Source organism: Pseudomonas sp. IT-P44, from assembly GCF_949768225.1.
GTDB classification, from domain to species: domain Bacteria; phylum Pseudomonadota; class Gammaproteobacteria; order Pseudomonadales; family Pseudomonadaceae; genus Aquipseudomonas; species Aquipseudomonas migulae.
In genome coordinates, this window is record NZ_CATKQM010000068.1 from 136,633 (window position 1) to 149,578 (window position 12,946).

6 protein-coding genes are annotated in these 12,946 nt (G+C 60.3%); 4 read left to right on the plus strand and 2 right to left on the minus strand.

The annotated features are described in order from the left end of the window. Positions 1-91 precede the first annotated feature (91 nt). Together glnE and ACM6IO_RS26175 are read right to left on the minus strand one after the other, a co-directional pair. Positions 92-3,031 (minus strand): bifunctional [glutamate--ammonia ligase]-adenylyl-L-tyrosine phosphorylase/[glutamate--ammonia-ligase] adenylyltransferase, encoded by a 2,940-nt coding sequence (gene glnE, locus ACM6IO_RS26170; RefSeq protein WP_414912499.1) that lies wholly within the window; start codon positions 3,029-3,031, stop codon positions 92-94. Then, entirely contained in the window at positions 3,028-3,225 is a 198-nt protein-coding gene (locus ACM6IO_RS26175; protein ID WP_157214357.1) for a hypothetical protein, read from the minus strand. The genes glnE and ACM6IO_RS26175 overlap by 4 nt, the downstream gene beginning before the upstream one ends. A gap of 190 nt (positions 3,226-3,415) precedes the next feature. Between ACM6IO_RS26175 and aceE the strand changes: the two genes are divergently transcribed. The 4 genes from aceE to ACM6IO_RS26195 all read left to right on the plus strand — a co-directional run bounded on the left by aceE (position 3,416) and on the right by ACM6IO_RS26195 (position 12,919). Continuing rightward, the gene (aceE, locus tag ACM6IO_RS26180) at positions 3,416-6,061 is read left to right on the plus strand and encodes a pyruvate dehydrogenase (acetyl-transferring), homodimeric type (RefSeq protein ID WP_008027850.1); all 2,646 of its coding nucleotides are present in this window, start codon (positions 3,416-3,418) and stop codon (positions 6,059-6,061) included. An 11-nt stretch (positions 6,062-6,072) separates the two neighbouring features. Continuing rightward, positions 6,073-8,025: a dihydrolipoyllysine-residue acetyltransferase gene (aceF, locus tag ACM6IO_RS26185; protein WP_207284710.1), complete on the plus strand. Its 1,953-nt coding sequence runs from the start codon at positions 6,073-6,075 to the stop codon at positions 8,023-8,025. Between the two features lie 271 nt (positions 8,026-8,296). Beyond that, positions 8,297-9,691: an alkaline phosphatase D family protein gene (locus tag ACM6IO_RS26190; RefSeq protein WP_414912500.1), complete on the plus strand. Its 1,395-nt coding sequence runs from the start codon at positions 8,297-8,299 to the stop codon at positions 9,689-9,691. 534 nt (positions 9,692-10,225) lie between these two features. After that, entirely contained in the window at positions 10,226-12,919 is a 2,694-nt protein-coding gene (locus ACM6IO_RS26195; protein WP_414912501.1) for a putative bifunctional diguanylate cyclase/phosphodiesterase, read from the plus strand. Positions 12,920-12,946: the final 27 nt, after the last annotated feature.

Genomic DNA, 12,946 nt, shown 5'->3' on the forward strand with positions numbered 1-12,946 from the left:
CCATCACATCCTGAATTGATGGTGACTGACACTCCGCCATCGCGAGCAGGCTCGCTCCCACAGGGGTTATTGGTGTTTCAAATAGCCGGTTTCAGCTTAACCCCAACTCTTTCCAGATCCGCAATACCTGCCGCCGCTCGTCCACGAACTGGTCGCCCGGTATCACCCCGGCGTCCTTCTGCAAGGCCTGCCGGTGTGCGGCGGAGCGGTAGGCTTTATAGGCCTCTCGCAACAGGCTGGCGTCTTCGGCGGGCATCAGCCCTTCGTGTTCCAGCTCTTCCAGAATGCGGATATTGTCGGTCCAGCGCAGCAATGGCGGGTGTGTTTCGGACCACGCCAGAGCCGCGTATTGCACCATAAATTCAATATCGACGATACCTCCCGCGTCCTGCTTGAGATCGAACGGCGCCGTGGCTTCGAAGGCATTCGCCCCGGTGCCGGCCGCGGTGCTCTTGCTGCCAAGGTTATCGCGCATCTTCGCGCGCATCTCGCTGACCTCCTGACGCAAGGTCGGCAAATCCCGAACTTTGCCCAATATCGCCGCACGAACCTTCTCGAACGCCTGGCCAACATCCTGACTGCCCACCAGCACCCGCGCCCGTACCAGCGCCTGATGCTCCCAGGTCCAGGCTTCGTTTTCCTGATAACGGGCAAACGCCCCGAGCGAACTCACCAGCAGGCCCGAAGCACCGGATGGTCGCAGACGCATGTCCACCTCATACAGCTGACCGGAGTTGGTCTGGGCGGTGAGCAAGTGAATGATCCGCTGCCCCAGCCGGGTGAAAAATTGCGCGCCGTCGATCGGTTTCGGCCCGTCGGTTTCTGCCTGCGGATCGCCATCGTGAATGAACACCAGGTCCAGGTCCGAACCATGCCCGAGTTCCAGACCGCCGACTTTCCCGTAACCGACAATGATGAAGCCTGGATCGCACAAGGTGCCATCGGTGCGCTGCGGCGTGCCGTACTTGGCCACGGTCTGGCGCCAGGCCAGGGCCAGCACTTGTTCGAGGATCGCCTCGGCAAGCCAGGTCAGGTAATCGCTGACTTTCATCAGCGGCAGGCTGCCGGCGATTTCCGACGCGGCGACGCGCAAACGGTGCGCCAGTTTGAAATGGCGCAGGGCTTCCATTTGTTGTTCGAGGTCGTCCTCGGGGATTCGTGTCAGGCGCTCGCGCAACTCGGCGGCCAGTTCCGGCGCCAAGGGCGGCTTGAACAACCGGCCTTCGTTGAGCAATTCGTCGAGCAGCAGCGGGAAGCGCGTGATCTGTTCAGCGATCCACGGGCTCGCGGCGCACAAGGTCAGCAAACGTCGCAGCGCGCCGGGGTTTTCAGTCAGCAGCACCAGGTACGCGGAGCGTCGGGCCACCGCTTCGACCAGTGGCAGCACGCGCTCCAGCACCAGGTCCGGGTTGGCGTGTTCGACCGCCTGGGCCAGCAACCGTGGAATGAACGCATCAAGGCGTTCGCGGCCCAAACGCTGCATCGCGCGCAATTGCGGACTGCTGCGCAGGCTGGCCAAGGCTTTCAGCGCTTTGGTGGCATCGGCGAAACCGCCCTCCTCCAATTGGCGACAAGCGGCCTCTTCGTCCTGCGCCTCCTCCCACAATGGCAGCCATTCACCGCCGACCACCACTTCGCTTTCGGTGCCTTCCTCTTCATCAGGGTCGGCGATCACCTGGCCAAAGTGCCAGGCCACGCGACCGCGCCAATACATCAGCTGCTCATGGAAGGCGTCCCAATCGGCGAAGCCCAACATAAAGGCAATGCGCGCCTGATCCTGCGCCCCGTCCGGCAACATCTGCGTCTGGCGGTCGGCAATCGCCTGGATCGCGTGCTCGGTGTAACGCAGGAATTCGTAGCCTTCGCGCAGCTCGCTGACCACCGCCGGCGGCAGGTAACCCTGACCTTCCAGCGTGCTCAGCACTTTTAATAGAGGACGTTGCTGCAGGCTCAGGTCGCGGCCACCGTGGATCAGTTGGAACGCCTGGGCGATAAACTCGACTTCGCGGATGCCGCCGGAGCCGAGCTTGATGTTGTCGGCCATGCCCTTGCGCCGGACTTCCTGCTGAATCAGCTGCTTCATCGTGCGCAGCGCTTCGATGGCGGAGAAGTCCAGGTAACGCCGGTAAACGAACGGGCGCAGCATGTCTTGCAGCTGCGCACCAGCCACCTGGTCGCCGGCCACCACCCGCGACTTGATCATCGCGTAGCGTTCCCAGTCACGGCCCTGATCCTGGTAATACTGCTCCAGCGCGTTGAAGCTCAACACCAGCGCACCCGACGAACCGTAAGGGCGCAGGCGCATGTCGACGCGGAACACAAAGCCGTCGACGGTCATCGGGTCCAGCGCCTTGATCACGCGCTGACCGAGGCGGATGAAGAATTCCTGATTATCCAGCGAGCGTTTCACGCCGACGGTTTCGCCGCCTTCGGGGTAGGCGAAGATCAGGTCGATGTCCGACGACAGGTTCAACTCGACCGCGCCAAGCTTGCCCATGCCGAGAATGACCATCTGCTGCGGCTCGCCGCTACGTCGGCCGGTAGGCACGCCGAACTGCTGGCAATGCCTCGAGTACAACCACTGATAGGCCTGATCGATGCTCGCATCGGCCATGTCCGAGAGGTCGCGGCAGGTCTGGACCAGATCGGCCTGACGGGTCAGGTCGCGCCAGATGATCCGCACTTGATGTCGGGTGCGCTGGCGGCGCAGGGCGCGACCGAGCTCGTCTTCGGTTTCAGCCGCGTTCACCGCTGCCGCAATCTGCGCGCACAGTTCGCCAGGAGCATAGCCACGGTCCAGCTCACCGGACTGCACCAGCGCCAGCAACATCAAAGGGTCACGTACGCTCTGTTCAATCACGAAGTCGCTGGCGGCGGTGACGCGGGCGAATTGCGCCCAGCGCTCAGGCGTCCAGGCAGACAGGCCATGATCATCATCAAGAGCCTCGACGGCCGTACGGAACGACTGCTCGGCGCGGGTGACAAACGGCAGGAGAATGCCGGGCAGTTCAGCAAGCGTAGGGAGGCTCATGGTCTATCCTTGATCGGCGTGTAGGAGGCTGCATGTAGTGAATTTTCAAATTGCACTACCTGATCGACTGTCGAACAAAGGTTAGAAATAGCTGAAATTTCTTTATTTTTGGCAGGCAGCATCAAGCTTTCACCTTTTTCGGTTGGCAAAAGACCAACCTTAACGATTATTCTCACAACGTAGCCGGAGGCCACAAGCCGCTCATCTGTAGTTTTACTACTCGTATATACATTCGAATAGCTGAAATGCCCGATGATTTGTAGTAAAACTACACGCCGCCGAATCCTACCTCTCGGCAATCCAAGAATTTATATCGTCTGCCCACAAGGCCAGTCGCAAACTCAGGCAACCGATTCTGGAAGCCTTTCCGCCCTGGAGCAAGCCATGCAAGACCTCGATCCCGTCGAAACCCAGGAATGGCTGGACGCCCTGGAATCGGTTCTCGACAAAGAAGGCGAAGACCGTGCTCACTATCTGATGACCCGTATGGGCGAACTCGCAACCCGCAGCGGTTCGCAATTGCCTTACGCCATCACCACGCCATACCGCAACACCATTCCCGTTACCCACGAAGCACGCATGCCTGGCGACCTGTTCATGGAACGCCGCATTCGCTCGCTGGTACGCTGGAACGCGATGGCCATGGTGATGCGCACGAACCTGAAAGATTCTGACCTGGGCGGTCACATCTCCAGCTTCGCCTCCAGCGCAACCCTGTACGACATCGGCTTCAACTATTTCTTCCAGGCCCCGACCGACGAACACGGCGGCGACCTGATCTACTTCCAGGGCCACACCTCGCCAGGCGTTTACGCCCGTGCGTTCATGGAAGGCCGCATCACCGAAGACCAGATGAACAACTTCCGCCAGGAAGTGGACGGTCAGGGCCTGTCGTCCTACCCGCACCCTTGGCTGATGCCTGATTTCTGGCAGTTCCCGACTGTATCCATGGGTCTGGGCCCGATCCAGGCGATCTACCAGGCGCGCTTCATGAAGTACCTGGAAGCCCGTGGTTTCATTCCGGAAGGCAAGCAGAAAGTCTGGTGCTTCCTGGGCGACGGCGAGTGCGACGAGCCGGAATCCCTGGGCGCGATCTCGCTGGCTGGCCGCGAGAAGCTCGACAACCTGATCTTCGTCATCAACTGCAACCTGCAGCGCCTCGACGGCCCGGTTCGCGGCAACGGCAAGATCATCCAGGAACTCGAAGGCGTGTTCCGCGGTGCTCAGTGGAACGTGACCAAAGTCATCTGGGGCCGTTTCTGGGACCCACTGCTGGCCAAAGACGTCGACGGCATCCTGCAACGTCGCATGGACGAAGTCATCGACGGCGAGTACCAGAACTACAAAGCCAAAGACGGCGCGTTCGTGCGTGAACACTTCTTCAACACGCCAGAACTCAAGGCGATGGTTGCAGACCTGTCCGACGACGAGATCTGGAAACTCAACCGTGGCGGCCACGACCCGTACAAGGTCTACGCGGCGTACCACGAAGCGGTCAACCACAAAGAACAACCGACCGTCATCCTGGCCAAGACCATCAAAGGTTATGGCACCGGTGCCGGCGAAGCGAAAAACACTGCGCACAACACCAAGAAAGTCGACGTCGACAGCCTGAAGTTGTTCCGTGATCGTTTCGACATCCCGGTCAAAGACGACGAGCTGGAAAACCTGCCGTTCTTCAAGCCAGAGCCAAACAGCGCCGAAGCCCGCTACCTGAGCGAGCGCCGCACTGCACTGGGCGGCTTCGTGCCACAGCGCCGCGCGCAGAGCTTCAGCGTACCGACTCCTTCGCTGGATACGCTCAAGGCGATCCTCGACGGCTCGGGCGACCGTGAAATTTCCACCACCATGGCCTTCGTGCGGATCCTCGCGCAGCTGGTCAAGGACAAGGAAATCGGCCCGCGCATCGTTCCGATCATCCCGGACGAAGCCCGTACCTTCGGTATGGAAGGCATGTTCCGTCAGTTGGGCATCTACTCGTCCGTCGGCCAGCTCTACGAGCCAGTCGATAAAGACCAGGTGATGTTCTACAAAGAAGACAAAAAGGGCCAGATCCTCGAAGAAGGCATCAACGAAGCGGGCGCCATGAGCTCCTTCATCGCTGCCGGTACTTCGTACTCCAGCCACAACCAGCCAATGCTGCCGTTCTACATCTTCTACTCGATGTTCGGCTTCCAGCGTATCGGCGACCTGGCCTGGGCTGCCGGCGACAGCCGCACCCGTGGCTTCCTGATCGGCGGCACCGCCGGCCGGACCACGCTGAACGGCGAAGGCCTGCAACACGAAGACGGTCACAGCCACATCCTGGCTGCCACCATCCCGAACTGCCGCACCTATGATCCAACCTACGGCTACGAGCTGGCGGTGATCATTCAGGACGGCATGAAGAAGATGACCGAAGAGCAGCAGGACGTTTTCTACTACATCACCGTGATGAACGAGTCCTACCAGCAGCCAGCCATGCCGGCCGGTGTCGAGGAAGGCATCATCAAGGGCATGTACCTGCTCGAAGAAGACACCCGCGAAGCGGCGCACCACGTTCAGCTGATGGGCTCCGGCACCATCCTGCGTGAAGTCCGTGAAGCGGCGAAGATCCTGCGTGAGCAGTTCAACGTTGGCGCCGACGTGTGGAGCGTTACCAGCTTCAACGAACTGCGTCGCGATGGCCTGGCCGTCGAGCGCACCAACCGTCTGCACCCTGGCCAGAAGCCTAAACTGAGCTACGTCGAAGAGTGCCTGAACGGCCGTCAAGGTCCGGTCATCGCGTCTACCGACTACATGAAGCTGTTCGCTGAGCAAATTCGTCAGTGGGTCCCGTCCAAGGAATTCAAAGTCCTGGGCACCGACGGTTTCGGCCGCAGTGACAGCCGCAAGAAGCTGCGTCACTTCTTCGAAGTCGATCGTCATTTCGTGGTGTTGGCAGCCCTGGAAGCACTGGCTGACCGTGGTGACATCGAACCTAAAGTGGTGGCTGAAGCCATCGCCAAGTTCGGTATCAACCCGGAAAAACGCAACCCACTGGACTGCTGAGGAGAGATTCTGTGAGCGAACTCATTCGCGTACCTGACATCGGCAGCGGTGAAGGTGAAGTAATTGAACTGTTTGTGAAGGTCGGCGACCGTATCGAAGCCGACCAGAGCATCCTGACACTTGAGTCGGACAAGGCGAGCATGGAAGTGCCTGCGCCGAAGGCCGGTATCATCAAGAGCCTGAAAGTGAAGCTGGGCGACCGCCTGAAAGAAGGCGACGAACTGCTGGAGCTGGAAGTCGAAGGTGCCGCTGCTGCGGCTCCTGCGGCTGCCGCGCCTGCAGCCAAAGCCGCAGAGAAACCGGCCGCTGCTCCAGCGCCGGCCGCTCCTGCTGCTGCGCCAGCTGCCGCTTCGGTTCAGCAAGTGCACGTGCCGGACATCGGTTCGGCAGGCAAGGCCCAGATCATCGAGATCCAGGTCAAGGTCGGCGACACCGTCGAGGCTGATCAGTCGCTGATCACCCTGGAATCCGACAAGGCGAGCATGGAAATTCCATCGCCTGCCGCTGGCGTGATCAAAGCCATCAGCGTCAAGCTCAACGACGAAGTTGGCACCGGCGACCTGATTCTGGACCTGGAAGTGGCAGGTGCTGCGGCACCGGCTGCGGCCGCACCAGCTCAGGCGGCGGCTCCTGCCGCTGCACCTGCGCCAGCCGCTGCCGCCCCGGCCGCACCGGTTGCCGACAGCGTTCAGGACATTCACGTCCCGGACATCGGTTCGGCGGGCAAGGCCAAGATCATCGAAGTATTGGTCAAGGCCGGTGACACCGTCGCCGCCGACCAGTCGCTGATCACCCTGGAATCCGACAAGGCGAGCATGGAAATCCCATCGCCTGCCGCTGGCGTGGTGGAAAGCATTTCCATCAAGCTGGATGACGAAGTCGGTACCGGCGACCTGATCCTGAAGCTGAAAGTCAAAGGCGCTGCGCCTGCTGCTGCCCCGGCTGCGGCGTCGGCTCCAGCCGCTGCGGCACCGAGCGCTCCTGCGCCAGCCGCCGCTGCTCCTGCTGCTCCAGCACCTGCGGCGGCTCCGGCCAAGTCGGGCGCCAAGGTTCACGCAGGCCCTGCAGTACGCCAACTGGCCCGCGAATTCGGCGTCGAGCTGAGCGCGGTCAGCCCAAGCGGCCCGCACGGTCGTGTGCTGAAAGAAGACGTTCAGGTTTACGTCAAAGCCATGATGCAGAAGGCCAAGGAAGCACCGGCCGCTGCTGCTGGCGCAACCGGTGGCGCAGGCATCCCGCCGATTCCGGTCGTGGACTTCAGCCGCTTCGGTGAAACCGAAGAAGTGCCGATGACTCGCCTGATGCAAATCGGCGCGTCGAGCCTGCACCGCAGCTGGTTGAACATCCCGCACGTGACTCAGTTCGATTCGGCTGATATCACCGAGCTGGAAGCGTTCCGTATCGCTCAGAAAGCCGTTGCAGAGAAGGCTGGCGTCAAGCTGACCATCCTGCCGCTGCTGCTCAAATCCTGCGCGCACATGCTCAAGGAACTGCCGGACTTCAACAGTTCGCTGGCACCAAGCGGCAAAGCGATCATCCGCAAGAAGTACGTGAACATCGGCTTCGCCGTCGACACCCCTGAAGGCCTGCTGGTTCCGGTCATCAAGAACGTCGACCAGAAGAGCCTGTTGCAACTGGCAGCCGAAGCCGCTGCGCTGGCTGCCAAAGCCCGCGACAAGAAGCTCACCGCTGACGACATGCAAGGCGCCTGCTTCACCATTTCCAGCCTCGGCCACATTGGCGGCACCGGCTTCACGCCGATCGTCAACGCGCCGGAAGTGGCGATCCTCGGTGTTTCCAAGGCAACCATCCAGCCAGTCTGGGACGGCAAAGCCTTCCAGCCGAAACTGATGCTGCCGCTGTCGCTGTCCTACGATCACCGTGTGATCAACGGCGCCGCTGCTGCACGCTTCACCCAGCGTCTGAGCAGCCTGCTGGCGGACATCCGCACCATCTTGCTGTAACACCGGCCGGCCCTCCTTCACCGGAGGGCCGTTCGCGTTTCACGTTTTCCGAGCGCCACGCTCGTACCTCAACCCCGCCAATTTGGCGGGGCTTTTTTTGACTTGAAGAAAGTCACTTTCCTACGTTCGTGGTTGAGTTAGCCCACAACTCGAATCCACTTCGGCACGATATTTTTTGCCGGCCTCCCACTAGGCTTGGTTATACAAATGACTAACTAAAGGTTTAGTCGGCTTACTTATTTAGTTAATACCCCTTCGAATGGATTCGAATATGTTTAAACCTACAGTCGGCCCGATTATTGGCCACACTACAACTCAACATGCCCGTATCTTTTTACGTGGCGAGTTACAAAAAGACACTTTGGCGTTTGGTGGAATTCGTTATCGACGCAGCGGTGATACGCCGTGGTCCAAAGCAATATTCAAACAACTGACAAGTACGCGAGACATGTGTGACGTCTTTGCCCTCAACGATCTCGCCACCGATACCGAGTACGAATACCAGGCAGGCTGGTTCAGCCCCATGAGCCCCGTGCACACCGTGGAGACGGTTCAGGAACTGCCGCTGCAATGGCCCCGGCATGTCTACCGTTTCAGCACCCAGTCCGGCAATCCTGCAGCGCCACGGGCTTACATCGTCGGGTCATGCCGTTACCTGCGGATGACGGTCGGCGCACCTTCGTTCCCGCACCTGGGCGACCGGATCTTTGCCTCCATCACGAACCTGGCGCAGCGCGCCGAAACGCCCATCAGCGCCCTGTTGATGACCGGCGACCAAGTCTATATCGATGATTTGAACATCATCGCCCCTGATCGGGAATACAAGGAAATACTCAGCAAGTACCGCATGGCTTTTTCCCAGCCGCACATTTCAAAGTTAATGTCCGGCACGCCGACTTACATGATCCTTGACGACCATGAAATCGAAGACAACTGGCCCGCCAATAAAAACAAAAACGATGACCTTCTCTATAACAACGCCATCGCCGCTTATGAGTTATATCAAGCCAGCCATAGCCCGGCCCATGAGTTGCTTGAAGATGGGAACATCCATCAGCACTTGGAGCGCTATTGGTATCAATTCACCAACGGGGATATCGAATGGTTTGTCACCGACAGCCGGACCCGACGCAACCTGTCGGCCGGCAACCGGCGCATTCTCGACGAAGAGCAGGAGCAGGCCCTGTGCGAATGGCTGATTCACAGCCCGGCCCGGGTCAAATTCGTGGTCACCAGCGTAATGTTCTACCCCGACCGAAAACGCCTGGGCGATGACGCCTGGAAAGCCTTTCCGGAGCAACGACTACGGCTGCTGGAGACCATTCGTACACGCCGCATCAAGAACGTGTTCTTCGTGTCCGGTGATGTGCACGGCTCCCTGACCAGTCGATTGACCCACAGCGAAGACCCGGACTTCGAGGTGCACACCATCGTCTCCTCGCCGCTGTGCAACAGCAAACTGCTGCCCTACGCCAAAGCCTCCACCTTCATCCTTGATCAGCCACTAGCCCGAACAGCCGCCGGAGATTATCGGCATGAACTGACCAGCCAGGTCATCAGCCAGGACAATTTCGCGCACCTGATCGTTGAGCCAGAACAGATCCGCGTCAGCTATCACGACCGCGACGGCAAACTTTTACATTCAACCAGCATTACGTTGCGGTGATGCCAAAAACATCGCCAGCAAGCCGGCTCCTACAGAATTTACGCGCCCCCCTGTAGGAGCCAGCTTGCTGGCGATAGCGACCTCAAACTCTGCGCCGCCCTTCAGGCCGCCATCGCTGGCAAGCCAGGCCCCTACAGGTCCGGTGTCGCCCCCGCAGATCGAGAATTCCCCCACCTCCCCTGTAGGAGCCAGCTTGCTGGCGATAGCGGTCTCAAATTTTGCGTCGCCCTTCAGACCGCCTTCGCTGGCAAGCCAGGCTCCTACAGGTCCGGTGTCGCCCCGCAGATCGAGAATTCCCCCACCTCCCCTGTAGGAGCCAGCTTGCTGGCGATCAGCCGCAACGCTTTTTCCAGCGAAATACGTTAGTTTTCAGCCATTACTGAAGAAATGTTCACGCCGGCCGACATATTCTTATAGCACTTGGCCTTCATGTCTCTTGTCAGTCGGTGTCGCAATGATGCAACCTTGCCGCAGGCAACAGTAAAGAGGGCGAGAGCCCGGCGCGATCAGCACATTCGAAGCGAGTTACCCTCCATGAAAAGCCAACCCGATGCCGCCAGCCGTATGGTGGCCGAGGTAGTGACGCAGTTGCCGGTGCCCTCGCGGCTTGGCATGCTGCGTTTCGAACGGCTGAATGAACCCAGCTGGGCGCTGCTGTTTCTCGATCCCAATTGCGAGCGACAGTTCGGCCTGCCCGCGGTGGAGCTCTGTGCGCTGGTCGGTTCGCCCTATGCGAGCCTGATGGAGCCCGAAGCGCGCTATCAGCTGCATGACGCGGTCCAGCAACAACTCACCGACAGCCCGCATTACCTGATCCGCTACACCTTGCACACCGCCGCAGGCACCCTGAGCCTGCTGGAACTGGGCGAAGCCTACAAACAACACAATCGACACCTGCTGCGCGGCTACCTGCTGGTGGTCGATGGCATGTTCCAAGGCGATCCGTTGCTGCCGGCGCTGGACCTCGAAACCCAGAACTCGCGCTTGCAGATAGCCCTGGAACTCAATCAGCGCGCCCAACAGGAGCAGCTCCTGCACCTGGACCGCGTGCGCGCCCAGCAAGACTTGATCCTGCTGCTGACCCGCCAGCGCTACAGCACCGGCAATTCCCTGCAAGAAGCCGCCGAACTGATCACCCGCAGCGCCTGTGACATCTACGAAATCGACTGCGCCAGCCTGTGGAACCTCGACGGTTCGATGTTGGTGCCGATCTCGGCGTATCACCGCGTCACCCAGGAATACGCCCTGCCGGAACCGATCGACATCAGTGGCTTCCCCGATTACATGGACGCGCTGCACGGCAGCCGTGCAATCGATGCCCACAATGCGATTCGCGATCCGCGCACCCGGGAAATGGCCGAAAGCCTGCGCCCGCGTGATGTGAACGCGATGCTCGACGCCAGCATTCGTGTCGATGGCCAAGTGGTCGGCGTGCTCTGTCTGGAGCAGACCGGTGCGACCCGCGCCTGGCAGTCCGACGAAATCGCCTTCGCCGGCGAGCTGGCCGACCAGTTCGCCCAAGTCATCAACAACCACAACCGTCGCACCGCCACCAGCGCCCTGCACCTGTTCCAGCGTGCGGTCGAGCAAAGTGCCAACGCGTTTTTGCTGGTCAATTGCGACGGCGTGGTGGAATACGTCAACCCGAGTTTCACCGCGATCACCCAGTACTCCACCGAAGAAGTCCACGGCCAGCGGCTGTCGGAACTGCCGGCCCTGGAAAACCTCAGCGAACTGCTGTTCGACGCGCCCTCTGCGCTGGCCAAGAGCAACAGTTGGCAGGGTGAATTCAAGAGCCGCCGCAAAAACCTCGAACCCTACTGGGGCCAGTTGTCGATTTCCAAGGTGTACGGCGACAACCGCGAGCTGACGCATTACATCGGCATCTACGAAGACATCACCCAGACCAAGCTCGCCCAACAGCGCATCGAGCGCCTGGCCTACACCGACAACCTGACCAACCTCGGAAACCGCCCGGCGTTCATCCGTAATCTCGATGAGCGCTTCGCCCGAGACAGCGATACCCCGATCAGTCTGCTGCTGGTGGACATCGACAACTTCAAGCGAATCAACGACAGCCTCGGCCACCAGACCGGAGACAAACTGCTGATCAGCCTGGCCCGACGCCTGCGCAACAGCCTGATCCCGAGCGGCAGCCTGGCGCGCTTCGCCAGTAACGAATTCGCCGTGCTGCTGGACAACACCGACCTCGCGATGGGCCAGCAAGTCGCCAACCAACTGCTGGCGACCCTCGACAAACCGATGTTCGTCGACAACCAACTGATCAGCGTCACCGGCTCCGTGGGCCTGGCCTGCGCGCCGCTGCATGGCCGTGACCCGCAAACCCTGATGCGTAACGCCGGGCTCGCGCTGCACAAGGCCAAGGCCAACGGCAAGCATCAGGTTCAGGTGTTCACCGAAGCGCTGAACGCCGAGGCCAGTTACAAACTGTTCGTCGAGAACAACCTGCGCCGTGCCCTGACGCAGAACGAGCTGGACGTGTTCTACCAACCCAAGCTGTGCCTGCGCAGCGGTCGCCTGCTGGGCATGGAAGCGTTGCTGCGCTGGAACCATCCGGAAAAAGGCATGATCCGCCCGGACCAGTTCATCAGCGTCGCCGAAGAAACCGGGTTGATCATCCCGATCGGCAAATGGATCGCCCGCCAGGCCTGCCGCATGAGCAAAGATCTGACGGCCGCCGGCCTGGGCAATCTGCAAGTGGCGATCAACCTGTCGCCCAAGCAGTTCTCCGACCCGGACCTGGTGTCCTCGATTGCCAACATCCTCAAGGAAGAAGCGCTGCCGCCGAGCCTGCTGGAGCTGGAACTGACCGAAGGCCTGCTGCTGGAAGCCACCGAAGACACCCATTTGCAGCTCGACCAGCTCAAGCGCCTGGGCCTGACCCTGGCCATGGACGACTTCGGCACCGGTTACTCGTCGCTTAGTTACTTGAAAAAATTCCCCATCGACATCATTAAGATTGATCGAAGCTTCATTCACGAAATCCCGGACAACCAGGACGACATGGAAATCACCTCCGCAGTGATTGCCATGGCCCACAACCTGAAACTCAAGGTCGTGGCTGAAGGCATCGAGACGGCCGAACAGCTGGCTTTCCTACGCCGCCACCGCTGCGACGTCGGCCAGGGCTACCTGTTCGACCGACCGATTCCGGGCTCCGAGCTGATCGAAAAGCTCAAGCGCTACCCGCGCGGCCCAATCGCCTGAGCACACCGCAATCCCTGTGGGAGCGAG

Excerpts from the sequence above, each read along its gene's own strand:
- glnE (WP_414912499.1), bottom strand. The coding sequence starts at position 3,031 with ATGAGCCTCCCTACGCTTGCTGAACTGCCCGGCATTCTCCTGCCGTTT.
- aceE (WP_008027850.1), top strand. The coding sequence starts at position 3,416 with ATGCAAGACCTCGATCCCGTCGAAACCCAGGAATGGCTGGACGCCCTG.
- ACM6IO_RS26190 (WP_414912500.1), top strand. The coding sequence starts at position 8,297 with ATGTTTAAACCTACAGTCGGCCCGATTATTGGCCACACTACAACTCAA.
- ACM6IO_RS26195 (WP_414912501.1), top strand. The coding sequence starts at position 10,226 with ATGAAAAGCCAACCCGATGCCGCCAGCCGTATGGTGGCCGAGGTAGTG.